Genomic DNA, 22,600 nt, shown 5'->3' on the forward strand with positions numbered 1-22,600 from the left:
GCTCGGAGAGCAGCAGCCAGAGTGCCCCCGCCGGGACCGCCGCGCCCCGGCAGCCGGCCGTGCCCGAACGACAGGCCGACGCCGGCGACGCCGAGGCGTCCGCGTCACCCCGGCAGGACGACGAGCAGGACACGACGACCGCGCAGATCTCCACGTTCGCCCTGGACGTGGACACCGCCTCGTACGGCTACGCCCGCCGTACCCTCCAGGAGGGCCGCTGGCCCGCGCCCGGCGAGATCCGGCCCGAGGAGTGGGTGAACGCCTTCCGCCAGGACTACGCGCAGCCGTCGGGCGACGGGTTCACCGTGCACGTGGACGGCGCGAAGCTGCCCCGGCGGGACGAGGCCGTCCTGCGGGTCGGCCTGCAGACGCGTGCCTCCGACTCCTCCCAGCGGCGCCCGGCCAACCTGACGTTCGTGGTGGACGTGTCCGGCTCGATGGCCGACGACGGCCGGCTGGACCTGGTCAAGTCGGCCCTGCTGAAGCTGCTCGACCAGCTCGCCCCCGGCGACCAGGTCTCGATCGTCGCCTTCAGCGAGAGCGCCGAGGTGCTGGCCTCCATGACCCCGCTGACCGCCAGGGAGGAACTGCGCGCGGCCGTGACGCGACTGACCGTCTCCGGCGGCACGAACGTGGAGGCGGGGGTGCTCGCCGGCTACCAGGAGGCGTCCAAGGCGTTCCGCCCCGCCGCCACCAACCGCGTCATCCTGCTCTCCGACGGCCTGGCCAACCAGGGCGACACCGTGTGGCAGAGCCTCTCGGCCAAGGTCAGGGAGCAGGCCGCCAAGCAGCTCACGCTGCTCACGGTGGGCGTCGGCCGCGACTACGGCGACGAGCTGATGGAGCGGCTCGCCGACACCGGCGACGGCATGGCCGTGTACGTCAGCACCGAGGAGGAGGCCACCAGGCTCTTCACCACACAGCTGCCCGCGACCCTCGACCTGCGCGCCCGCGACGCCAAGGCCCAGGTCGTCTTCAACCCGTCGGTGGTGGAGAGCTACCGGCTCGTCGGCTACGAGAACCGCGCGCTCGCCGCCGAGGAGTTCCGCGACGACAGCCGCGACGGCGGCGAGATCGGCCCCGGCCACTCCGTCACCGCCCTGTACGCGCTCAAGCTCAAGCCGGGCGCCGACGGCCAGCTCGCTCAGGCCACCGTGCGCTGGCAGGACCCCGACACCAGGGCCGCCTCGGAGAGCAGCGAATCGCTGGGCTCCGGCGACCTGGCCGACGGCATCTGGTCCCAGGCGCCCGTGCGGTTGCAGGTGGACGTCGTGGTGGCGGCGTTCGCGATGTACCTGCGGGACCGGGAGGCCTTCGGCCTGGACCTGCCGACGCTGCGCGAGCACGCCGCCCGGCTGGCGTCCACCTCCGAGGATCCGATGGTCTCCGAGCTGACCACCCTCATCGAAAGAGCCCAATCGGTCGGCTGATCGTCACAGGCCCCTCGGCCGGGGCGTGCTCAGGTGGTCCGGAAGTCGGATACACTTTTACACGCAACGAGGGGCTATGGCGCAGTTGGTAGCGCGCCTCCATGGCATGGAGGAGGTCTGGGGTTCGAATCCCCATAGCTCCACGGCAGCCCGCCCGATCATCATGATCGGGCGGGCTTTTCGTGTTTCCAGGGGCTGTTGGGATAGCATCCTCGAACAGGCGTTCGTATGATGGGACGCATGAGCCCTGTGGAACTACCTGAGATCTGGCGGCCGCCCATCGTGGCGGCGGTCCCCGACGGTACGGCGCGTTACCTGCTCGCCTGGGGTGATGACGCGCAGGGGGCGCGGTGGGGATACCTGCTGTGGCCGCCCCGCACGATGGAGGCGCACGAGGGCGTGCGCCACGAGGCGAACGCCCGCTGGGTGCACTGGGAGGAGATCGGCCCGGTCGCCGGCGAGGACTACAGCACCGTGCCCGTCGCCGACCCCTGGCGATTCTGAGAGTCTCTGACTAGGGTCAGAGAATGGATGCCACGGCGATCGCGCGGGTGCGCCGCTTCCAGCGCACGGTGACACAGCGCATCGGGGCGCTCGACGACGCCTTCATGGGCCGCGACCGGCCGCTCGGGCAGGCGCGGCTGCTCTGGGAGATCGGCGCGGAAGGCAGCGAGCTGCGCGTGCTGCGGGCCCGGCTGGAGCTCGACTCCGGATACCTGAGCCGGCTGCTGCGTGCCCTGGAGGCCGACGGCCTGGTCGTGGTCGAGGCCGGCGGGCCCGACGGGCGGGTCCGCACGGCCAGGCTCACCCCGGCGGGGGCCGCCGAACGGGCTGAGCTCGACCGCCGCTCCGACGAGGCGGCCGCCTCGATGCTCGGGCGGCTGTCCGCCGGGCAGCGCGAGCGGCTGGTGGCCGCGATGTCCGAGGTCGAGCGCCTGTTCGCCGCCTCCATGGTGGAGATCGGCGTGCTCGACCCCGGGCAGCCGGCCGCCCGCCACTGCCTGACGGCCTACGTCGCCGAGCTGGCTCGCCGCTTCGAGTCCGGGTTCGACCCGGCGCGCAGCCTCCCCGCGACCGACCGCGAGCTGCGGCCGCCCGCGGGGCTGTTGCTGGTCGCCACGCTGCGCGCCGAGCCGGTGGGCTGCGTGGCGTTGAAGCTGCACCCCGGGCAGGAGACGGCCGAGCTCAAGCGGATGTGGGTCGCCCCGTCGGCCCGGGGCCTCGGGCTCGGGCGCAGGCTGCTCGCCGAGGCGGAGTCGCGCGCCGCCGGGCACGGCGTGCGCACGCTGCGCCTGGAGACCAACCGGGCCCTCACCGAGGCCATCGCCCTCTACCGGTCGTCCGGGTACGCCGAGGTGCCGGCGTTCAACGACGAGCGTTACGCCCACCACTGGTTCGAGAAGCACCTGCCCGCCTGAGCGGCCTCACCGCACCCGGGCCAGCCGGTAGCCCCTGCCCTCCTGCCACAGCAGCCACGGGCCGGCCACCAGCACCAGGCCGCGGTGCTTCAGCGTGACGCCCGTCTTCGGGTCGTGCACGAGCGAGGAGCCGCCCGTCGTGTACGCGACCAGCCGATCCCCGGCCGTCATCCGGGCCCGCTCGCCCTTGCCCGGCTCCGGCACCGGGCCGAACGACCTCTCGAACCGCCAGTTGTCGTGCGGCACCGACCGCAGCACGTCCCCGGCCACCCAGACGAACGCCGTGTCGGTGGCGGCCGCGTACCACTCCTGCCGCGGCCGGCCCATCGTGTGCGCCCGCACCCCCTCCGGCAGCGGGTGCTCGGCCGCGACCGCCAGCGTCCGCACGTCCACCAGCCGCAGCTTCCTGTCGTTGGCCGGCTCCACGGTGAACAGGTAGGGGTAGGAGAACGCCACCGCCGTCCCGGCGGCGGGCCGGTCGTCGGTGAGCGTCCTGCCGGGCTCGCCGCAGCCGGCGGCCACCCAGGGCTGCCGCATGACGTCGCTGCCCGCGATCGCGCCGCCGTCCACCCAGACGGGCGCCCGGGGGTCGGCGCCCTGCGGGCTGATCGTGTGCGTGGTCCCGTCGGGGGTGCGGCAGCGCTGCTCGCCGTCCTCCGTCCAGGTGCGCAGCCCCTCGGCCGCCCCCAGGCCCGCCTGCGCGGAGAAGCCGGCGTCCCTGGCCGCGCCCCCGCTCGCGGGCGCCTCCGCCGCCGCGCCGCCGGGCGTCAGCCCGAGCACGGCGCCGTCGGAGCCGAGCGCCGACGGCGTGAACGGCTCGCCGGACGCCGTGCGCGTCCCGACGTCCACCACGCCGGTCACGGCCACGAGGCGGCGCAACCGCTCCTCGAACGCCTGGCCGCGGGCCCCCTCGGGGGAGACCGTGATGGTCCTCGTGGGCACCGGCCGGGCGGGGGAGGGGCCGGGGGCGGTGACGGTCACGGTCACGGCCGGGCCGGGATCGACCGTCGCGGCGGTGTCGCCGCCCCCGTTCCGCAGGACCAGTGGCGTCGCGACCAGCACGGCGGTCACGCCGGCCACCGCTGCCAGCCAGGCCGTTCGGCGGTTCCTGCGTCTGGTGGCCACGGCCCGGTGGATGCGGCCGGCCAGGTCCGGCGGCGGATCTCCGCCGCCGGCGTCACCGAGCAGCGTGGGCAGCCGGTTCTCCAGGTCATCCATGGTCCACCTCCGCGCGGACGACGGCCTCGCGGAGCCGGGCCAGCCCCCGCGACGCCTGGCTCTTGACGCTGCCGCGGCTGCAGCCCAGCAGCCGGGCGATCTCCTCGTCGCTGCGCTCCTCGACGTAACGCAGCACCAGCACGGCCCGCGTACGGGGTGGCAGCTCGGCGACCCGGGAGCGCACCCCGGCGTCGTCCAGCAGGCGTTCCAGGCCGAGGTCCTCGGCCACGGGCTCGGGCGGAGCCGCCACGCTGACCTCCCGCCTGGGCCGCCGCCAGCGGTTGGCCATGATGCGGATCATGGTCGTGCGGACGTATCCCTCGGGGGAGTCCTTCCGCCTGACGGCGGCCCAGCGCAGGCCGGCGCGGGTGAGCGCCTCCTGGACCAGGTCCTCGGCGTCGTGCCGGTTCCGGGTCAGGACCATGGCGTAGCGAAAGAGCGCAGGCAGCCGCTGCGCCACGAAAGTCTCGAACGTCGGATCGTCCACTCGCACCTCCGCTCCCCAAGGACACCTGAGAGGGCCGGACGGTTGAGTGCCGGCCGGATCCTAGGGCGTGCGGCGGAAGGTGTGGCGGTAGGCCAGCGGTGACACGCCGACGGCCGCGTGCAGGTGCTGGCGCAGCGAGACCGCCGTGCCGAACCCCGCCCGCCTGGCCACCTCCTCCACGCCGAGATCCGTCGTCTCCAGCAGGTGCCTGGCGTGCTGCACGCGCTGCGCGTTCAGCCATCTGGCCGGGCTCTGGCCGGTCTCCTCGCGAAAGCGCCTGGTGAACGTGCGCACGCTCATCCTGGCATGTTCGGCCAGCGCGTTGAGGTCGAGCGGGGTGTCGAGGTGGGCGAGCATCCAGTCGCGGGTGCCGGCCGTGCCGCCGCCTTCGCCCAGCGGGAGGTGCCGGTCGATGTACTGGGCCTGGCCGCCGTCCCGCCACGGCGGCATGACGCACCGCCTGGCCGCCCGGTTGGCCACCTCGCTGCCGTGGTCGCGCCTGATCACATGCAGGCACAGGTCCAGGCCGGCGGCCACGCCCGCCGAGGTCAGCACGTCGCCGTCGTCCACGAACAGGACGTCCGGATCCAGTTTGACCTGCGGGAACAGCTCGGCGAAGCGGCCCGCCTCCCGCCAGTGCGTGGTGGCCGGGCGGCCGTCGAGCAGGCCGGCCGCCGCCAGCACGAACGAGCCCGTGCAGATCGACATCGTCCGCGGCCGCCCCTGCAGGGCCGCGCGCAGCGTGTCCCCGATCGTGCCGTCCTTCAGCGCCCGGCCCGCGTGGATGCCGGGCACCACGACGGTGTCGGCGCTGTCGAGCACGTCGAGGTCGTGGTCGGGCAGCACGCTGTAGCCCGCGCTGCACCGCACCGGCACGCGGCCCTCCGAGCAGGTCACCACCTCGTAGAGCTTCTCGCCCGACGCCGTCTCGGCCGCCCAGAACACCTGGCCCGGCACGCCGAGGTCGATCGGGGCGAAGTGGTTGAGCACCACGACGACGACACGATGACGGTCCATGGCCGGATTCTTGCACATATTGGCTTTCCGGCCACTCGTGACCATGTAATGGGATAAATCAGGATTGGCGCATGACAGTGAGCACCAACTCGCCCACCCGCCGCGGGCTGCACCGGGCCTGGTACGTCGCGGCCGTCGCGTTCGTGGCGATCCTGGGGTCGGCGGGCTTCCGCGCCACCCCCGGCGTGCTGATCACGCCGCTCCAGGAGGAGTTCGGCTGGTCGGCCGGCACCATCTCGCTGGCCGTCTCCGTCAACCTGGTGCTCTACGGCCTGACCGCCCCCTTCGCCGCCGCCCTCATGGACCGCTTCGGCATGCGCCGCGTGGTGGCCGTCGCGCTGCTGCTGATCGCGGCGGGCAGCGGGCTCACCGTGCTCATGACGGCGAGCTGGCAGCTCCTGCTCTGCTGGGGCGTGCTGGTCGGGCTGGGCACGGGGTCGATGGCGCTGGTGTTCGCCGCGACGGTGGTGGACCGCTGGTTCGTGCGCCACCGCGGCCTGGTGACCGGCGTGCTCACCGCCGCCGGCGCGACGGGGCAGCTCATCTTCCTGCCGGTGCTCGCCCAGCTCGCGCAGGGGCCCGGATGGCGCTTCGCCTCGCTGACCGTGGCCGTGGCGGCGCTGGCCGTGGTGCCGTTCGTGTGGTGGCTGCTGCGCGACCGTCCCGAGGACGTGGGCACGACGGCGCTCGGCGCGCCTGCCGGCGAGGTGCGCACGGAGCCCGCCAGGACCAACGCGGCGCTGCGGGCCGTCACCGTGCTCGTCTCGGCGGCCCGGACCCGGCCGTTCTGGCTGCTTGCCGGCGGCTTCGCGATCTGCGGGGCCAGCACGAACGGCCTGGTCGGCACTCACTTCATCCCCGCCGCCCACGACCACGGCATGGCCGAGCCCGTCGCCGCGGGCCTGCTGGCGATCATCGGCATCTTCGACATCGCGGGCACGATCGCCTCGGGCTGGCTCAGCGACAAGATCGACCCCAAGGTGCTGCTCGGCGTCTACTACGCCCTGCGCGGGCTGTCGCTGATGGTGCTGCCCAGCCTGTTCGCGGCCACGACCGAGCCCAGCATGCTGATCTTCATCATCTTCTACGGCCTGGACTGGGTCGCCACGGTGCCGCCCACGGTGGCGCTGTGCCGGCGGATCTACGGTGCCGACGGGGCCGTGGTGTTCGGCTGGGTGTTCGGCTCGCACCAGGTCGGCGCCGCGATCGCGGCCGTCGGCGCCGGGCTCACCCGCGACCACCTGGGCGCCTACGACCTGGCCTGGTACGCCGCCGGCGCCCTGTGCCTCCTCGCCGCCGGCATGTCCCTGGCCATCGGGCATGCTAGAGGGCGATGAACGCCGAGCTGTATGTCCTGCCCCTGGTCGTGCGGATCGAGAGGGCCGGGTCTGATCCGGGGCCTCCTGAGCGCACGGACGCCTTGGAGGCGGCCGCCATGGCCGTGCTGGCCCTGCTGGACGACCCGGGCGAGTTCGCCGAGGAGCTGCGCGCCTGGCAGTCCACCGGCAAGATCCGCAAGGTCGTGCGCCGGGCCAGGGGGGCCGAGTGGCGCCGGGCCGTGGCGCTGCCCGGCCGCACGATCGAGCACCGCACCGCCGAGGTGCGCGTGCACCCGCCCGTGCCTCTCGACGACTGGCCGCGCGACCTGGCCCGGCTGCAGGTGTCGGGCACCGAGCTGACCGACACCGCCGCGCCGGGCCCCGCCGGGCCGCCGGTGCTGTGGGCCAACCCGGCGCTGGAGATGTCCGCGGGCAAGGCCATGGCGCAGGCGGGGCACGCCGCCCAGCTCGCCTGGTGGGCCAGCGACGCGGGGGAGCGGGCGGCCTGGCGGGAGCGGGGGCTGGCGGTGTCGGTGCGCACGGCCGCCACCCGGGGCGACTTCGAGGCCATGGTGGCCTCAGGGCTGCCCGTGGTGCGCGACGCGGGGTTCACCGAGATCGAGCCGGGCTCGTGCACGTTCGTGGCCGACGCTCCGTGGCTGGCCGGCCGCGTCGCTAGGCCCTGAACACGTCCGCCAGCACGCCGCCCGCCGGGGTGATCCTGGCGGGCGACGGGCTGTCGTAGACCACGATGAGCCGGCCGTCCGACAGCCGCGCCAGCCCTTCCGGGTGGTCGCAGCCGACGCCGTACGGCAGCTCCAGCACGGTCTCCAGCTCGTCGGCAGGGACGACGCCGTGCCGCTTGTCGCCGGGCCGCCAGCGCACCACCCGGACCGGCCCGTCGAGGTCCATGGTGGGCCCGGCCAGGAGCAGCAGCGCGTTGCCGTCCGGGCACATGTCGCGCACGCCGAGCCCGCCCAGGCTCAGGAAGTGCTTGCGGACCGGCTCGGACAGCCGCAGCCGCCCCTTGCCCGCGTCCTCGACGCGCAGCTCCAGCACCACCGCCCAGCCGCGCAGCACGGGGCCGCGCAGGCCCAGGTAGAGGCGGTCCGGCGTGACCACGATGCCCTCGACGTCGAACCCGTTGTCCTTGCCCGGCAGGGCCAGGAACGGCGCGAGGTGCGGATCGTCGCGCAGGTGCGCGGTGAGGCTGTGGGCGCCCGACAGGACCGAGCCCCGCCGGGGCAGCCCGGTGCGGGGGTCGAGGGGGAGCCGGGCCAGGATGAAGCGGTTCTCCTCCCTGATCAGCGTGGCCAGCCGCTCGGGGCCCTTGTCAGGGTCCTTGGACTTGACCTTCCTGCGCTTCAGGCTGTGCGAGCCGACCAGCCAGAGGTAGCCGTTCGCCCTGGCCAGGCCCTCGATGTCCGCCTCGTCGCGCGGTCCGGCGGGCAGGGCGACGTAGTCGGCCAGCATGAACGTGCGCTGGTCGCCGTAGTGGTCGCCGGTCCAGGTCAGGTGCTCGAAGGTGGCGGTCTCGTCGCCGGCCACCCAGAGGCCGGTGGAGCTCTGCCGGATGGCGGAGAGATTCGTGTGCGTCTGGGCCGCCCGGGAGGCGTGGTCGAATCGCAGCTCAACCTGTTCCACCACGCCATGATTGCACTTCGGTAGCTTCCAGGGCGCGATGGCGGGATATGTCGTACGCTCCCGTCGTGCTCCATGGGGAAGATGAGATCAAGGGTTCCCGAGTGAGAACGGCCGAAAGGCGTGGGATCCATACTTCTCCGCCCAAACGCTCCCGCATCGGCGACATCCGCATGCGGGTGGTGTATCGGGGGCTGGCCGTGGCCGCCGCCGTCGCCGCGGTCGTCGCCGTGGCGGTGGTCGTGGTGCTCCCGTCAGAGCCGGACGAGGTCGTCGCGGGGCCGGTAACCGCGCCGCCGGCCGCGCCGACCTCGTCCGGCTCCGCACCGTCCGCCGGCGCCTCGCCCAGCACCCCTCCTGAGATCTCGACCACTCCGGCGGCGGCGTCGTCCTCGGCTCCCCGGTCGACGCCCACCCCCGGCGCCTCGCTGGCGCCCGGTTACACGGCCATGGAGGCCCTGTACGCCGACCCGCGCGTCCCGCGGCTCACCCGCGGCGTCAAGCGCCTGCCTCTGCGCTCCTCCGGCGGGCGCTCGGTCAAGGACCCGCGTACGGGCCTGGCCGTGCCGAAGCTGCCACGGCCGTGGAAGTCGTACGGGGCCGCGCCGTTCACCACCAAGCAGGTGCTGCCCAAGCCGCGCGGCACGAGCACGCGCGGCATGTTCGTCACCTGCCCGCTGCCGATCATGGAGCAGGAGTCGCCCCGCGACACGGCCCTGCTGGCGGCCCGCTGGACGCTCAACCACCACCCCAAGGGCTCCAGGATCACATGGCTGGCCTCGCAGCCCGTCGAGCGCGGCTGGATGCTGCTCTACCGCGTCACCTACGGCAAGCGCACCTCACGCGCCGCCGTCGTGGTGGCGGACGGGGGAACAAGTAAACCGGGTCTTGCGTTCGTAACAGTGCCTGACTCGCAGCGCAAGCAGTGGCGCGATATCAGCCGCGTGGCCTCAGGGGTGCGTGTTCTAGGCTAGAAAGATCATGAATGCGGCGATATTGGGGAGTGACGCCGTGGAACGCTCTGGACCGCCGCAGGCCTCGAACAAGGGCAAGGGCAAGCCGCCCTGGCGCTCGGAGGGCCTGCCGGGCACGCCCGGAGGCAAGCCCAAGATCAACTGGTGGCGTTTCATCGTCACCCTGCTCGTCGTCTACGCGGGCTTCTTCATCGTGTCGTCGTTCGTCGACAGCGGCTCGGTGGAGACGATCTCGTACACCGAGTTCACCAAGCAGGTGAACTCCAAGAACGTCAAGGACATCTACGCCCAGGGCCTGTCGGTCGAGGGTGACCTGAGGTCGGCGGCGAAGAACCCGGAGAGCGGCGAGCAGTACACCAAGTTCGCCACCGAGATCCCGGCGTTCGCCAACACCGACCAGCTCGATCAGCAGCTCGCCACCGGGCAGGTCGAGATCACCTCTCAGCCCATCACCCGGGGCTTCTTCTCCAACCTGCTGCTGTCGCTGCTCCCCGTGCTGCTGCTGGCCGGCCTGTGGATCTGGATCATGCGGCGCGGCGCCAGCATGATGGGCGGCGGCCTGGGCGGGCTCGGCAAATCCAAGGCCGCCAAGCCGGTCGAGGCGGCGAAGGTGCGCGTCACGTTCGAGGACGTCGCGGGCATCGACGAGGTCGAGAACGAGCTCGTCGAGATCGTCGACTACCTCAAGGATCCCGGCAAGTACCGCAAGCTGGGCGCGAAGCTGCCCAAGGGCGTGCTGCTGGCGGGGCCTCCCGGCACCGGCAAGACGCTGCTGGCCAGGGCGGTCGCGGGTGAGGCGAAGGTGCCGTACTTCTCGGCCAGCGCCTCCGAGTTCATCGAGATGATCGTCGGTGTGGGCGCCTCGCGGGTGCGCGACCTGTTCGAGGAGGCGCGCAAGGTGGCGCCGTCGATCGTGTTCATCGACGAGATCGACGCCATCGGCCGCGCCAGGGGCGGCGCCGGCGGCATCGGCGGCCACGACGAGCGCGAGCAGACGCTGAACCAGATCCTCACCGAGATGGACGGCTTCTCCGGGGCCGAGGGCGTGATCGTCATCGGGGCCACGAACCGGCCCGAGATTCTCGACCCGGCGCTGCTGCGTCCCGGGCGCTTCGACCGTACGGTGCAGGTGGGCCTGCCCGACGCGGCCGGGCGCGCGGCGATCCTGGCCGTGCACACGCGCGGCGTGCCGCTCGACGGCGAGGTCAGCGCCGAGCAGATCGCCAAGACCACCCCCGGCATGACGGGCGCCGACCTGGCGAACCTGGTCAACGAGGCCGCCCTGCTCGCCGCCAAGCGCGGCAAGGAGAAGGTCGCGTCGGCCGACTTCGCCGACGCGCTGGAGAAACTGCAGCTCGGCGCGGCGCGCAGCATCGTCATGCCGGAGGAGGAGCGCACCAGGACGGCCTTCCACGAGGCCGGTCACGCGCTGCTCGGCATGCTCCAGCCCGGCGCCGACCCGGTCAGGAAGATCTCGATCATCCCGCGCGGCCGGGCGCTCGGCGTCACGCTCTCCACGCCCGACACCGACCGTTACGCCTACGACGAGCAGTACCTGCGCGGGCGCATCACGGGCGCGCTCGGGGGCATGGCGGCCGAGCAGGTCGTGTACGGCGTCATCACCACCGGCGCGGAGAACGACCTGGAGCAGGTCACCATGATCGCTCGCGGCATGGTGGGCCGGTGGGGCATGTCGGAGAAGGTCGGCCCGCTGACCATCCTGCCCAACGACGGCCAGCAGCCGCAGGCCTCGCCCGTCACGCTCGCCATGGTGGACGAGGAGGCACGGCGGATCGTGGACGAGTGCTACGAGCGCGCGGTCCGCATCCTCACCGAGAACCGCGACAAGCTGGACGCGATCGTGGCGGCCCTGCTGGAGCACGAGACGCTCGACGAGCTCGGCGCGTACACGGCGGCGGGTCTCCCCAGGCCGGCCGAGGACCGCCCGGCGGCGGCCGCCCCGGTCCCGGCACACTTTTCCGATAATTAGGACAATCCGGACGTTCTTCCGGGCCCGGCGAGGGCAGGTCACCCGAGACAGACTGATCGGGGGACCGTCGTGACACTTTATGACGAGCTTCTCGCCGGACTCGGAGACCAAGGAGTGGAACAGATCGCCGGCATGCTCGGCACGGACACACTGACCGCCCGCAAGGTCATCGAGGCCGTGTCCGGCACCATCGTCGGCGGCATGGCGCGCAACGCCACCCATCCCGACGGCGCCGACGCCCTGCGCGGAGCCCTGGACGACCACATGGACGCGGACCCGTTCAACGGCGACGTGGCCTCGCTGACCCGCGACGGGCACAGCATCCTCGGCCACGTGCTGGGCGGGCAGGGCACGGAGCAGGCGGCGGCGCAGCTCTCGCAGCTCGCCGGGGTCAACTCCGCGACCATCATGAAGCTGTTGCCGCTCATCGCACCCATGATCATGTCGCTGCTGGCCAACCGGGCCGCCAGCCGTGACATGGACGCCGAGGCCGTGGCCGACGACCTGAGCCGCGAGGAGTCGGCCATCCCCGGCGGGCTCGGTGAGCTGCTCGCGAGCCTGCTGGGCGGCATCTTCGGCGGCGCGGCGGTGCCGCGGCAGGCGGGGCCCTACGACCCATACCATGATCCGATGCGCAGCGAGCGCGAGGTGGCCCCGGGCAGGTCGAACCCCGACTGGTGACCGGTAGGCTGAACCAGTGATCGTCTTGGCCTCTGCTTCCCCCGCCCGCCTCGCCCTGCTGCGCAGCGCGGGTCTCGACCCGAAGGTGATCGTCAGCGGAGTCGACGAGGACTCCTACTCCGCGCACTCACCCGCCGCGCTCAGCAAGGTGCTGGCCACGGCCAAGGCCGAGGCGGTCGCGGGCGGGCTCGAGGAGGGGCTGGTCATCGGCTGCGACTCGATCCTGGAGCTCGACGGGCGACCGTACGGCAAGCCCGCCACCCGCGAGGAGGCCATCGAGCGCTGGCGCCTCATGCGGGGCCGCACGGGCCGCCTCGTCACCGGTCACTGCGTGATCGACGTGGCGGCCGGCCGCCAGGTGGCCGAGGTCGCCACCACGGTCGTGCGCTTCGGCCTGCCCTCCGAGGAGGAGATCGCCGCCTACGCCGGCACCGACGAGCCGCTCGGCCTGGCCGGGGCGTTCAGCATCGAGGGGCGCGGCGGCTGGTTCGTCGAGGGCATCGAGGGCGACCACGGCAACGTGCTGGGCATCTCGCTCCCGCTGCTGCGCGACCTGCTCGCCGAGCTGGGCTACGCGGTCACGTCGTTCTGGCGCTAGCCTGCCGGGCATGCGATCAGTGCGCGACTTCACGGCCGGTGTCGGCTTCTTCTTCCAAGGGTTCGGGTGGGTCGCCAGGAACACCCGGTGGTGGTTGTTCGGGCTGATCCCCGCGTTGATCGCGTTCGCGCTCTACGCCGCGGCGCTGGTCTTTCTCGGGACGAACGCGTCCGCCGTGGCCGAGTTCCTGACGCCGTTCGCCGACTCGTGGAGCTGGCGGGAGCTGTTCCGGACGCTGGTGGGCATCGCGCTGTTCATGGGCGGGCTGGTGCTGGCGGTGCTGACGTTCGCGGCGCTCACGCTGGCCATCGGGGAGCCGTTCTACGAGAAGTTGTCGGCGGCGGCGGACGTGCTGGAGTCGGAGGAGGAGCAGCCGTGGTGGCGGACGCTGCCGCGCTCGATCCGTGACAGCCTGGTGACGCTCTTCTTCGTGCTGATGTTCACGATTCCGCTGTTCTTCCTGGGGTTCGTGCCGGTGGTCGGGCAGACGGTGGTGCCGGTGCTGGGCGCCCTCGTGTCCGGATTTTTCCTGACAGTCGAGCTCACCACGCTCGCCCTCGAACGCCGCGGCCTCGCCCGGAAGCAGCGCTTCGCCCTGCTGCGCGCCAACAAGGCCAGCGCGCTGGGGTTCGGGGTCGCGGTGTTCCTGCTGTTCCTGGTGCCCTTCGTGGCGGTCATCGCCATGCCGGCGGCGGTGGCGGGGGCGGCGCTGCTCGTCCGGAGCCGGCTGGCTCCGGTCCCCTAGACCCTCCCAGACCCCTTCGGAACGACTCCCGCCCACTCGTCTCATCGCCCCGCGTCCGCTGTCTCCTGCGGCACGGCAGGTGCCGGGGGCGCGTGAAGCGCTACTGCGACCTCGGCCGGATCGCCCGCGCTCACCCGCGGGGAGGCGGCCATGGGGCGCCCGCCATCCGGCTCCTCATGCCCCATCAGGCCGGCGACGGGCCTGGTTGGTTTCGCGGACGACTGCCCAGGCGTCCGCCACCGGCCCCAGGTGCCCGAGCTTGTCGGGGTTGAGCACTGCGCGGATCGTCTGGACCTGCCCGTCCAGGATGTCGAGCGTCAAGGTGTTGACGACCTTGCCGTCCCGGTCGCGGAAGATCGCGCCCGGCTGGCCGTTCACCTCGTGCGGCTCCACGACGCCGCCGATCCGTACGAACGGCGCGACGAACCCGGCCAGCACCCGGGCCACCTTCGCGGCGCCGAACACGCCGTCGCCCCACAGCGGCGCCTTGCCCCCGCTGTCACCGACCATCTGCACGTCGGCGGCCAGCAGCTCGCGCAGCCCGTCCACGTCCCCGTCGCGGAAGGCGTCGAAGAAGCGCCCGGCAAGCTCCTCCCGCTCCCGGCGATCCGCCTCGAACCGGGCGCGGCCCGCGTCCATGTGCCGCCGCGCCCGCACCGCCAGCTGCCGGCACGCCGCCTCCGACCGCCCCACCGCCGAGGCCACCTCACCGAAGCCGAACCCGAACACCTCCCGCAGCACGAACACCGCCCGCTCCAGCGGGCTGAGCCGCTCCAGCAGCAGCAGAACCGCCATCGACACCGAATCGGCCAGCTCCGCCGACCGCTCCGGATCCGCATACGGATCGGCCAGCAACGGCTCGGGAAACCACTGCCCGGCATACTCCTCCCGCCGGACACGGGCCGACCGCAGCACATCGATCGCGATCCGCGACACCGTCGCCGACAGGAACCCCTTGACCGACGCCGGCCGCGCCGGGAAAGCCTCGTAACGCAGCCACGTCTCCTGCACGGCATCCTCGGCCTCGGCCACACTGCCCAGGATCCGGTAGGCGATCGAGAACAGCAGCGGCCGCAGCTCCTCGAACTCCTCGGCCCGCGTCACGTCCGCTCCTCCCCGGCGTTCCGCGCGACGACGTGGGAGATCCCGCACCACACCCGCATGTTCATCACCTTCCTGGCGTACGTGTCTGCCTCCGCCATTCGAGACGAGACAGCCACGCCGTCTGTGACATGAGGCACTCCGTCCCCGCGCCGTGCACCAGCCGCCCATGTCACAGAAGGGCGGGGCTGTCTCGTCCCGGGGAGGACCGACTCTCACTGACAGGAGCCTGATCGTGAACGAGCACTCCGCCCACCAGAAGGTGGCGTTGATCACCGGGGCGAACAAGGGGATCGGCCGCGCGGCGGCCGATCAACTGGCCGCGCTGGGCATGACGGTCCTGATCGGCGCCAGAGACCCGCAGCGCGGTGAAGAGGCCGCCGAGGCGGTACGCGCGGCGGGCGGCGACGCCCACGCGCTCACCTTGGACGTCACCGACCAGGCCACCATCGAGCGGGCCGCGAGCTGGATCGAGGAACGCTTCGGTCACCTCGACGTGCTGATCAACAACGCCGCCATCACCGGCTCCGGGCAGGTCTCGCCCCAGGACGCCGTCGACCAGATCCCCAGCACCGTGGACGTCGACATGGTCCGGGCGGTGTTCGAGACCAACGTCTTCGGAGTGATCGCCCTGACCAACGCCGTGCTCCCGCTGCTGCGACGCTCACCGGCGCCCCGCATCGTCAACGTCAGCAGCGGCGGCGGCTCCCTGGCCATCTGCGCCGATCCGGACAGCCCGCTGACGGACCTGCCGGCGTCGGCCGCCTACTCGCCCTCCAAGACCGCGCTGAACGCCCTGACCGTGCAGTACGCCAACGAACTGCGCAAGGACGGCATCCTGGTCAACGCCGCCGCCCCGGGCTACGTGGCCACGGACATCAACAACCACAGCGGCTTCCTCACCCCCGCCCAGGGCGCCACGGTCCTGGTGCACCTCGCCACGCTGGACGCGAACGGGCCTACCGCCGGCTTCTTCAGCGCCGAGGGGCCGGTGCCGTGGTGAACGGGCGGGCGAGCAGCCTGACCACCTGACCACCGCAACCTGACCACCGCAACCCGACCACCCGCTGGCCTGCGGCCACCCCGCCCCCGTCCCAGGCCGCCTGCCAGCGCCCCGACCGCGCGTGCCCCGCGGTCGTGCCCGCGCGGGCACGGGCGGGCACGGGCGGGCGGGACCGCTCGCGCCCGCGGTCGGGATCGGTCGCGGGCCGGGTTCATCCACAACCCGCGCGACCCCCACTCACCCTTATCCACAGATCGGAGCCCAGCGCCGTTCCAGCCTCCCTAAACACGGCACTCTCTGGGGCCATGACGAGCAACCGCCCCACCTCCGCTCCCGACCACCCGCACACCGCCCCTGCCGTCGGCGCGGCTCCCGACCACCCCCGCATCACCTCCACCCCGCCCCATCCCCCAGCCTCGCTCGCCACCCGAACACCCCTCCAGACCTCCGAGCAGCCCGCCACCCGCGCACCCCTGCAAGCCTCCGAACAGCCCGCCGCCCGCGCGCCTCAGGCTTATGGGCAGGCCTTCATGCCCGCGTCCACGCAGCCCTCCGTTTCCACGTCCCCGCAGGCGCGCGGCCAGGCCCTCGACCAGTTCTCCGCTCAACCCGCCACCCCGGCGTCCCTCTCCCCGCCCACACCTTCGCCCTCGCCCTCGCCTATACCTTCGCCTTCGTCCTCACCTTCGCCATCGCCCTCACCCGCGTCCTTGGTCCCAGAGCCCTGCCTCACCCTGAGCAGCCCCACCGATGTCCTGGCCGCCGTGCCCTACCTCGTCGGATTCCACCCCACCGCCAGCCTCATCGTCGTGGGCCTGGCCCGAGGGCGGGCGAAGATGGTGGCCAGATGGGGCCTGCCGTTCCCGCCGGGCACGCTCGACGCGATGTCACCCCTGTTCGGCCGCGAGGGCATCACGGAGATCGTCATCATCGGTTACGGCCCGGGAGACCTGGTCACACCGGCGGTCGACGAGGCCAGACGGCTGGCGGCCAAGAACGGGGTCCATGTCGGCGAGGCGCTGCGGGCCCACGAGGGCCGCTACTGGTCGTACGTCTGCGACCTGGCGACGTGCTGCCCGGCGGAGGGCACCCCGTACGACCTGTCCACGAGCCAGATCGCGGCCGAGGCGACCGTACGCGGCCTGGTGGCCCTGCCCAACCGGGAGGCACTGGAGCGCACCCTGGCCCCGGTCACGGGCCCCGTACGGATGGCGATGCGCCGAGCCACGTCAGCGGCGATCGCGGACTTCCAGGCTCGCATCATGACCGCCACCGACCTGAACGCCTTCGCCGAGCAGTTCGTGTCCGAAGCCCTGACCAGAGTCCGTTCGGCGCTGGAGACCCACGCCGACGGCGGCCGTCTCAACGACGCGGAAGCGGCGAGGCTGGGCCTGGACCTGACGATCATGCGAGTCCGCGACGAGGCGTGGACTCTGATGGACGACTCCCACGCCCTGCTCTGGAAGGACCTGACCCGCAGGCTGGAGCCGCGCTTCATCCCACCGGTGGCGTCGCTGCTGGCGATGGCGGCCTGGCGTTCCGGGAACAGCGTCCAGGCCACCATCGCCCTCGAACGCGCCCTGACCGCCGACCCCGGCTACTCGATGGCCAACCTCCTCATGCACGCCCTCCAGAACCTGCTCTCCCCGGCCATCCTCCGCGGTCGCCTCCCGACCCCGGCCGAACTGGACGAAACCATGGGTTCGGCCTGCGCCGCCTGGCTGCTCCCCTTGATCAGCCTCCTGGACGAGGAAGACCCGCTCCCCGCACTCGACTGAAGGCACGGCCGACGATCCGGCCCCTCTGCCCGGCGAGTCGCCGCCGGCCAGGCCCCAAGCGCTGGACGGAAGAAGCGCGGCCAGTCCACGGGCGTCATCAAGGAGCCTGGACTGGGTTGCCACCACTCCGGCGGGAACCGGTCGCCGCCGCTCTACTGGTGTTGGTCGCCGCCACCTTGCTGCGGGCGGTCGCCACACCCTTGCCGTGAGGCGGCCACCCTCCGTTCGCCTGGGGCCGGTCGCCGGCCCTTGGGCAAGGGCGCGGTCACGGCGTCTGGCGGCGGGTTCGGCGGGGGCGGTCGACGACGGTTCGAGCAGCCGGCGTCTCCTCTGTTTTGGACTTGCGAGTCCATTTTTGGCGACGCATCATGAATGGACCGCGGAGTCCAGAAGAGGAAATGGCGGAGTAGTCCGCTGGGCGGATCCGGCCGGCTGTGTTGCAGCACCGGCCGAAGGTCCGTCCACATCATCGGCAGAGGAATGATCGACCATGGATGCCATCGAGCGTCTGAGCATCGTTGAAGAGCTACGCCGTCTGATGGCTCGCTATGTCCGCTACGCGGATCACCAACGCTGGCAGGACCTGGCGAACCTGTTCACCCCGGACGGCACGTTCACCCCGCACAAGCCGGACGGATCGGTCTGGTTGCACATGGAGGGCAGGGAGCAGGTCGCCGCAACGGTCGGCGCCAGCGGGGGCCCCGGCGTCACCCTGGTCCACCACCTGTTCTCCGACGAGATCGACGTCGACTCCTCGACCGCCGCCCACGGCGTGTGGGCGATGGAGGACATCGTCACCCGGCCCGAGGCTGCCGCCGTGTCCGAGGACATCCCGTTCCGGGGCATGCACGGCTTCGGCCACTACCACGCCCGCTTCGTCAGGACGAACGGCTCCTGGTGCATCGCCGAGCTGAAGCAGACCCGGATCCGCCTCGACTTCACCGCCTGAACCACGTCCGACACACACGGAAAGAGCCTTGCCATGAGCAGCGACGACAAGCCCCGCGACCTGGAGCCGTACAAGATCGATGTCCCCCAGGAGGCCCTGGACGACCTCAGGGACCGGCTGAAGAGGACCCGATTCTTCGACGACCTGGACAACGAGGAGGAGTACTACGGAATCAGCACCGCCTACCTCAAGCCGCTCGTCGAATACTGGGCCGACGGCTTCGACTGGCGTGCGCAGGAGCAGCGGCTGAACGCCCACGAGCAGTTCAAGGTCGAGATCGACGGCACGCCCGTGCACTTCTACCACGTACGCGGCAAGGGCCCGAACCCCGTCCCGCTGGCCGTGCACTCCGGCTGGCCGTGGTCCAGCGGGTTCAGCCTCCCGCTGATCGGGCCGCTGACGGATCCCGCCGCGCACGGCGGTGACCCGGCCGACTCCTTCGACGTCGTCATCCCCGACCTGCCGGGGTTCGGTTGGTCCACCCCCGCCAGGGGCGATCTGAACTACTGGAAGATCGCCGACATCATGCACAAGCTGATGACCGAGGTGCTCGGCTACGACAAGTACGCCGCGGCGGGCTCCGACTACGGCGCGCTCGTGACCAGCGCGCTCGGCCACAAGTACGCCGACAGCATCATCGGCCTGCACTACGGCCAGGACCTGCCGCCCGGCATGTTCGCGAACGAGCGCTTCTGGGACCTGACCGACGGCGCCAAGATCCCCGAGGACGCCACACCGGAGCTGCGGGCGGGCCTGGAGAACTTCGTCAGCACCTACGCCTCCCACGTCGCGGTGCACATGCTCGACGCCTCGACCCTCACCCACGGCCTGAACGACTCGCCCATCGGCATGCTCGCCTGGCTGCTGCGGCGCTGGAAGAAGTGGAGCGACAAGCGGGGCGACTTCGCGGCGAACTTCCCGCGCGACTTCATCCTCACCGAGGCCACCACCTTCTGGGTGAACCAGGCCATCGGCTCCTCCATCCGCATGTACCGCAACGCGGTGCGCTACCCGTGGGTGCCCTCCCACGACCGCAGGCCCGTCGTCGAGGCGCCGGCCGGCTTCACCTTCCTGCTCGGCGACGCCTACCCGCCCGGCGTCAACACCGTCGAGGAGCGCATCGCCGCCTTCGAGAACGGCCCGACGCGCGACTCCTTCAACGTGATCAACGTCAACGCCCACATGAAGGGCGGCCACTTCGTCCACTACGAGAACCCCGAAGCCTTCGTCGGCGACCTCCGGGTCACCTTCAGGAAGCTGCGCTGACCAGCCCCCGGTGGGCCTCCGGCCCAGCTCCCTCCGGAGCACCTCCACCGTTCGCCGATCCCCGGACCCGGCCGCACACCGACCACCTCACCAGGCAGGAGCCACGACCATGCGTGACAACGCGTCCGCCATCGACAACGACAAGATCATCAAAGAGTTCCTGGACCTCTTCGCCCTCAAGGACGCCACCAGGCTCGCCCCCTACTTCCACCCGGACATCGTCTTCGAGAACTACGGCAGCCCCGAGATCAAGGGCCGCGACGCGGTGGTCAACCTGTGGGCCGGAGTCTTCTCCGCCATGGAACGGGTCGAGTTCAGCACCCTCCACCAGGCGGTCGACGGCGACATCGTGATCGCGGAACAACTTCACGGACTCGCCCTGCCCGGCCGCCCTCTGGCCCCGATCAGGAACATGGCGATCTACCGGCTCCAGGACGGCCGGATCGTCGAGTGGCGCGACTACACCAACTCCGAACACGCCCGCACCCTGATGTGAGCCTCCAAGGTCACGCAGCAAGTCCCGGAACAAGGGCAACCGGCCGGGTGCGCGATGATTCCCTCCCCGCCCTGCGGCGTGGCCGGCATCGCGAAGGCGAAACCCGGGACCTGCTGCTGGAGGGCATGCGCACCGGCCAGGGCAAGGTTCTGGTCTCCGGGAAGCGGACATCGGCAGGACAGCCTCGCCGGGCTGCGCGCCAGTGCGTCCGGGATGTCAGGGGCCCGCAGTCTTGCCGGGCTGTGTGCCCGTGCGTCCGGATGCCAGGGGGTGCGGGCGGTTGTGTCGAGCGGCTCGCCGTCGCGGGGCGCAGCAGCCCCGAGATCGGTGCCCGGCTGTTCCTTCGCCGGCAGCTCGCCGAGGAGCGCTTGCGCACGTGTTCATGAAGCTCGGCGTGAGCTCGCGCCGGGAGCCGGCCGGTGCGCTGGACGCGACCGGCCGCACAGCCGGAGCCGGCCTGGGTCACGACGAGGCGGCCGAACGCCACCAGGCGAGAGGCCGCCTTCAGGTCCGTGGCGGGATCAGTGGGGGTCGCGGGGGGTCAGAGGCTGCCTTCTTCCTTCCTGCGACGCTCGTTGTACGCACGCATCCGCGGCGGGTATCCGGTGAGCTGAACGTCGTAGACAGGCAAGGCAAGATCACGGGCGACCTTGTGGATCACGGCCGGGGAGCCGACCCTGCGCCTGGTCCACTCGCCGTCGTCGGCCACCGCCACAGCGGTCGTATCGGTGGCAAATGTCTCTGGCTCGACGTAGAACTCGACACCGCGCCGCGAACGGGCAAAGGCGATGAGCGCCTCGATGTCGGCGTCGGTCGCCTCTCGGTCGAACTTCGCGATCTTGCGGCCGCGCAGTCGACGAATGCCGTAGCGGTCTCGCCATCTCATGAATCCTTTTTATACCGTCTGAAGCCCTTGCGTCGGGGATGATCTCGGGGACGAATCCGGGATTCTCCCGATGGCACCGCGAGCACCCGGGACGCAGTATGTGAGGTGACCGTTCGAATCCCTGAGGAGAGGCATGACGATTATGGCTGGGGTACCGAAAACCCCCGGGCCGGGACAGGTGCCGCCAGCTCATCTGCGCGTCACCAACCAGGACCGGGAGAACGTGGTCGAGCACGTCAAATCCGCGTACGCGGAAGGTCGTTTCGACAAGCTCGAATTCGACGACCGGCTGGAGCGCGCCATGACGGCGCGCACGCACGGCGACCTGGTGCCCATCATGAACGAGCTGTACGGCCCTCAGGCCGTGCCCAGGGCCGCCGCCGCGCTCCCGCATCCGGCGCCGCAGGCAGGCACGGCGGAGAGCAACGAGCGGCTCGGCGGAGCGCTCGCCCATGCGCTGCCGATCATCGGCTTCCCGGTCATCGGCCCGCTGCTCCTGCTGCTCACCGGGGGCAAGACCTCGCCCTACATCCGCAAGCACGCTCTCGAGGCGCTCAACTTCCAGATCACCGTGGTCGGAGCCTCGATCCTGCTGCCGCTGACCTTCGTCGGCATCGTGCTGGTGCCGTTCATCTGGGTCGCGGCGGTGGTGCTCGCCGTCGTCGGTGGCGTCTCGGCGCTGTCGGAGGGGAATTTCCGCTATCCCATGACCATCCGCCTGGTGAAGTGACTAGCGGCCCAGTACCTGGTACTTGACTCGCATCACGCCGGAGTTGATGTTCCCGATGGCGGCGAAGGCGGCCTTGGACAGGTCCAGGCAGCGGCCTCCGATGTACGGGCCACGGTCGTTGATGCGGACCGTGACGGACTCGCCGTTGTCCGGGTTGGTGACGCGGACCTTGCTGCCCAGCGGGAGGGTCTTGTGGGCGGCGGTCATGGCGGCGGGGTTGAAGCGCTCGCCACTGGCCGTCATCTGGGGGTCGCCGTAGTAGGAGGCGCCGCAGCTGCCGGAGGACAGGACGCGGTACTTCGGCTTCGTCGTCTCCGCCTTGGCCTTGGACTGCGGCGGCTCGGAAGGCGTCTCGGCCGGACGCGGGGCTCCGGCGCCTCGGGAGGTCTCGGAGCCCCGGGAAGTCCCGGCGGGCGCGGAGGTCTCGGAGGGCCGGGGGGATCCGGCGGGTCCGGAGGTCTCGGAGGATCGCGAGGTCTCGCCGGGGTGGGAGGAGGCGTCGGAGGGCTGCGGGGTGTGTGCGGGGGAGGACGTGCCGCCGGGCTGCGGGGACCGGGTGGCGTTCGGCTGGGCCGCCGCCGCGGCAGGAGGCTTGGGGGCTGCGGATGAGGCGGACTTCGGCGAGAGCGGGGTGAGGGCCGTCGTCCGGTCGGGGGAGTCGTCGTTGCCGATGGCGGCCCAGGCGGTGGTGGAAGCCGCCGCGAGGACGGCCGCGCCGACGGCGACGGTGGTCCAGCGGCGCTTGTTCGCGCTGGCCTGGTGGCCCTGAGCGGACGGCTTGCGGTCGTGGGCGGACCGCTTACGGTCCTGAGCGGACTGCTTGCGGTCCTGAGCAGACGGGTTGCGGGTGTGCTGGCCCAAGGTAAACCACGG

23 protein-coding genes and 1 tRNA gene are annotated in these 22,600 nt (G+C 71.7%); 17 read left to right on the top strand and 7 right to left on the bottom strand.

Features of this window, described 5'->3' with window-relative positions; all coding sequences use genetic code 11:
* Positions 1–59 precede the first annotated feature (59 nt).
* The 4 genes from HD597_RS04580 to HD597_RS04595 all read left to right on the top strand — a co-directional run bounded on the left by HD597_RS04580 (position 60) and on the right by HD597_RS04595 (position 2,848).
* On the top strand, positions 60–1,430 hold the full coding sequence (locus HD597_RS04580; protein ID WP_253740444.1) for a vWA domain-containing protein: 1,371 nt from the start codon (positions 60–62) through the stop codon (positions 1,428–1,430).
* A gap of 70 nt (positions 1,431–1,500) precedes the next feature.
* Positions 1,501–1,573: transfer RNA gene (locus tag HD597_RS04585), tRNA-Ala, on the top strand.
* Positions 1,574–1,670: 97 nt separating this feature from the next.
* Positions 1,671–1,934, top strand: coding sequence for a hypothetical protein (locus HD597_RS04590; protein WP_253740445.1), 264 nt, complete (start codon positions 1,671–1,673; stop codon positions 1,932–1,934).
* 23 nt (positions 1,935–1,957) lie between these two features.
* Positions 1,958–2,848 carry a bifunctional helix-turn-helix transcriptional regulator/GNAT family N-acetyltransferase gene (locus HD597_RS04595; RefSeq protein WP_253740446.1) on the top strand — a complete coding sequence of 297 codons (891 nt, stop codon included), beginning with the start codon at positions 1,958–1,960 and terminating at the stop codon, positions 2,846–2,848.
* A gap of 6 nt (positions 2,849–2,854) precedes the next feature.
* On the opposite strand, the gene HD597_RS04600 is transcribed toward HD597_RS04595, so the two are convergent.
* From HD597_RS04600 to HD597_RS04610, 3 genes are read right to left on the bottom strand one after another with little or no spacing between them, the layout of a single operon-like run.
* The gene (locus HD597_RS04600; RefSeq protein WP_253740447.1) at positions 2,855–4,066 is read right to left on the bottom strand and encodes a hypothetical protein; all 1,212 of its coding nucleotides are present in this window, start codon (positions 4,064–4,066) and stop codon (positions 2,855–2,857) included.
* Positions 4,059–4,559 carry a SigE family RNA polymerase sigma factor gene (locus HD597_RS04605; RefSeq protein ID WP_253740448.1) on the bottom strand — a complete coding sequence of 167 codons (501 nt, stop codon included), beginning with the start codon at positions 4,557–4,559 and terminating at the stop codon, positions 4,059–4,061. Before HD597_RS04605 ends, HD597_RS04600 begins: the two co-directional genes overlap by 8 nt.
* 54 nt (positions 4,560–4,613) lie before the next feature.
* Positions 4,614–5,570 (bottom strand): GlxA family transcriptional regulator, encoded by a 957-nt coding sequence (locus HD597_RS04610; protein WP_253740449.1) that lies wholly within the window; start codon positions 5,568–5,570, stop codon positions 4,614–4,616.
* A 71-nt stretch (positions 5,571–5,641) separates the two neighbouring features.
* On the opposite strand from HD597_RS04610, the gene HD597_RS04615 reads away from it, so the two are divergent.
* Positions 5,642–6,907, top strand: coding sequence for an MFS transporter (locus HD597_RS04615; RefSeq protein ID WP_253740450.1), 1,266 nt, complete (start codon positions 5,642–5,644; stop codon positions 6,905–6,907).
* The gene (locus HD597_RS04620) at positions 6,904–7,575 is read left to right on the top strand and encodes a peptidyl-tRNA hydrolase (RefSeq protein WP_253740451.1); all 672 of its coding nucleotides are present in this window, start codon (positions 6,904–6,906) and stop codon (positions 7,573–7,575) included. Before HD597_RS04615 ends, HD597_RS04620 begins: the two co-directional genes overlap by 4 nt.
* On the opposite strand, the gene HD597_RS04625 is transcribed toward HD597_RS04620, so the two are convergent.
* Positions 7,565–8,536 carry a DUF3616 domain-containing protein gene (locus HD597_RS04625; protein WP_253740452.1) on the bottom strand — a complete coding sequence of 324 codons (972 nt, stop codon included), beginning with the start codon at positions 8,534–8,536 and terminating at the stop codon, positions 7,565–7,567. The genes HD597_RS04620 and HD597_RS04625 overlap by 11 nt on opposite strands.
* Positions 8,537–8,703: 167 nt before the next feature.
* Here HD597_RS04625 and HD597_RS04630 point away from each other — a divergent pair, with 167 nt between their 5' ends.
* The 5 genes from HD597_RS04630 to HD597_RS04650 all read left to right on the top strand — a co-directional run bounded on the left by HD597_RS04630 (position 8,704) and on the right by HD597_RS04650 (position 13,518).
* Positions 8,704–9,504 (top strand): hypothetical protein, encoded by an 801-nt coding sequence (locus tag HD597_RS04630; protein WP_253740453.1) that lies wholly within the window; start codon positions 8,704–8,706, stop codon positions 9,502–9,504.
* A gap of 37 nt (positions 9,505–9,541) precedes the next feature.
* Positions 9,542–11,494 carry an ATP-dependent zinc metalloprotease FtsH gene (gene ftsH, locus HD597_RS04635; RefSeq protein WP_253740454.1) on the top strand — a complete coding sequence of 651 codons (1,953 nt, stop codon included), beginning with the start codon at positions 9,542–9,544 and terminating at the stop codon, positions 11,492–11,494.
* A gap of 69 nt (positions 11,495–11,563) precedes the next feature.
* Positions 11,564–12,175 carry a DUF937 domain-containing protein gene (locus tag HD597_RS04640; RefSeq protein ID WP_308210566.1) on the top strand — a complete coding sequence of 204 codons (612 nt, stop codon included), beginning with the start codon at positions 11,564–11,566 and terminating at the stop codon, positions 12,173–12,175.
* 16 nt (positions 12,176–12,191) lie between these two features.
* The gene (locus HD597_RS04645) at positions 12,192–12,773 is read left to right on the top strand and encodes a Maf family protein (protein ID WP_253740456.1); all 582 of its coding nucleotides are present in this window, start codon (positions 12,192–12,194) and stop codon (positions 12,771–12,773) included.
* A gap of 10 nt (positions 12,774–12,783) precedes the next feature.
* A complete protein-coding gene (locus HD597_RS04650) occupies positions 12,784–13,518 on the top strand; it encodes an EI24 domain-containing protein (RefSeq protein WP_253740457.1) in 735 nt (244 codons plus the stop codon).
* Positions 13,519–13,692: 174 nt separating this feature from the next.
* On the opposite strand, the gene HD597_RS04655 is transcribed toward HD597_RS04650, so the two are convergent.
* Positions 13,693–14,622, bottom strand: coding sequence for an RNA polymerase sigma-70 factor (locus HD597_RS04655; protein WP_253740458.1), 930 nt, complete (start codon positions 14,620–14,622; stop codon positions 13,693–13,695).
* Between the two features lie 232 nt (positions 14,623–14,854).
* Here HD597_RS04655 and HD597_RS04660 point away from each other — a divergent pair, with 232 nt between their 5' ends.
* The 5 genes from HD597_RS04660 (at position 14,855) to HD597_RS04680 (ending at position 20,111) form a co-directional block, all read left to right on the top strand.
* Positions 14,855–15,622 carry an SDR family NAD(P)-dependent oxidoreductase gene (locus HD597_RS04660; protein ID WP_253740459.1) on the top strand — a complete coding sequence of 256 codons (768 nt, stop codon included), beginning with the start codon at positions 14,855–14,857 and terminating at the stop codon, positions 15,620–15,622.
* Positions 15,623–16,332: 710 nt separating this feature from the next.
* Entirely contained in the window at positions 16,333–17,400 is a 1,068-nt protein-coding gene (locus HD597_RS04665; RefSeq protein WP_276082822.1) for a DUF4192 domain-containing protein, read from the top strand.
* 490 nt (positions 17,401–17,890) lie between these two features.
* On the top strand, positions 17,891–18,349 hold the full coding sequence (locus HD597_RS04670) for a nuclear transport factor 2 family protein (protein WP_276082823.1): 459 nt from the start codon (positions 17,891–17,893) through the stop codon (positions 18,347–18,349).
* Between the two features lie 33 nt (positions 18,350–18,382).
* Complete coding sequence (locus HD597_RS04675) at positions 18,383–19,615, top strand: epoxide hydrolase family protein (protein WP_253740461.1); 1,233 nt, start codon at positions 18,383–18,385, stop codon at positions 19,613–19,615.
* A gap of 109 nt (positions 19,616–19,724) precedes the next feature.
* Positions 19,725–20,111, top strand: a complete 387-nt coding sequence (locus HD597_RS04680) for a nuclear transport factor 2 family protein (RefSeq protein WP_253740462.1) — start codon at positions 19,725–19,727, stop codon at positions 20,109–20,111.
* A 541-nt stretch (positions 20,112–20,652) separates the two neighbouring features.
* Here the strand turns inward: HD597_RS04680 and HD597_RS04685 are convergent.
* Positions 20,653–20,997 (bottom strand): hypothetical protein, encoded by a 345-nt coding sequence (locus tag HD597_RS04685; RefSeq protein ID WP_185102309.1) that lies wholly within the window; start codon positions 20,995–20,997, stop codon positions 20,653–20,655.
* A gap of 133 nt (positions 20,998–21,130) precedes the next feature.
* Between HD597_RS04685 and HD597_RS04690 the strand changes: the two genes are divergently transcribed.
* Entirely contained in the window at positions 21,131–21,727 is a 597-nt protein-coding gene (locus HD597_RS04690) for a DUF1707 and DUF4870 domain-containing protein (RefSeq protein WP_253740463.1), read from the top strand.
* Here HD597_RS04690 and HD597_RS04695 read toward each other — a convergent pair whose 3' ends face one another.
* On the bottom strand, positions 21,728–22,588 hold the full coding sequence (locus tag HD597_RS04695; protein ID WP_253740464.1) for a septal ring lytic transglycosylase RlpA family protein: 861 nt from the start codon (positions 22,586–22,588) through the stop codon (positions 21,728–21,730). It abuts the gene before it with no gap.
* Between the last annotated feature and the right edge of the window lie 12 nt (positions 22,589–22,600).

The organism is Nonomuraea thailandensis (genome assembly GCF_024172165.1).
GTDB classification, from domain to species: Bacteria; Actinomycetota; Actinomycetes; order Streptosporangiales; family Streptosporangiaceae; genus Nonomuraea; species Nonomuraea thailandensis.

Excerpts from the sequence above, each read along its gene's own strand:
- HD597_RS04590 (WP_253740445.1), top strand. The coding sequence starts at position 1,671 with ATGAGCCCTGTGGAACTACCTGAGATCTGGCGGCCGCCCATCGTGGCG.
- HD597_RS04595 (WP_253740446.1), top strand. The coding sequence starts at position 1,958 with ATGGATGCCACGGCGATCGCGCGGGTGCGCCGCTTCCAGCGCACGGTG.
- HD597_RS04600 (WP_253740447.1), bottom strand. The coding sequence starts at position 4,066 with ATGGATGACCTGGAGAACCGGCTGCCCACGCTGCTCGGTGACGCCGGC.
- HD597_RS04610 (WP_253740449.1), bottom strand. The coding sequence starts at position 5,570 with ATGGACCGTCATCGTGTCGTCGTCGTGGTGCTCAACCACTTCGCCCCG.
- HD597_RS04615 (WP_253740450.1), top strand. The coding sequence starts at position 5,642 with ATGACAGTGAGCACCAACTCGCCCACCCGCCGCGGGCTGCACCGGGCC.
- HD597_RS04620 (WP_253740451.1), top strand. The coding sequence starts at position 6,904 with ATGAACGCCGAGCTGTATGTCCTGCCCCTGGTCGTGCGGATCGAGAGG.
- HD597_RS04630 (WP_253740453.1), top strand. The coding sequence starts at position 8,704 with ATGCGGGTGGTGTATCGGGGGCTGGCCGTGGCCGCCGCCGTCGCCGCG.
- HD597_RS04650 (WP_253740457.1), top strand. The coding sequence starts at position 12,784 with ATGCGATCAGTGCGCGACTTCACGGCCGGTGTCGGCTTCTTCTTCCAA.
- HD597_RS04670 (WP_276082823.1), top strand. The coding sequence starts at position 17,891 with ATGGATGCCATCGAGCGTCTGAGCATCGTTGAAGAGCTACGCCGTCTG.
- HD597_RS04675 (WP_253740461.1), top strand. The coding sequence starts at position 18,383 with ATGAGCAGCGACGACAAGCCCCGCGACCTGGAGCCGTACAAGATCGAT.
- HD597_RS04680 (WP_253740462.1), top strand. The coding sequence starts at position 19,725 with ATGCGTGACAACGCGTCCGCCATCGACAACGACAAGATCATCAAAGAG.
- HD597_RS04685 (WP_185102309.1), bottom strand. The coding sequence starts at position 20,997 with ATGAGATGGCGAGACCGCTACGGCATTCGTCGACTGCGCGGCCGCAAG.
- HD597_RS04690 (WP_253740463.1), top strand. The coding sequence starts at position 21,131 with ATGACGATTATGGCTGGGGTACCGAAAACCCCCGGGCCGGGACAGGTG.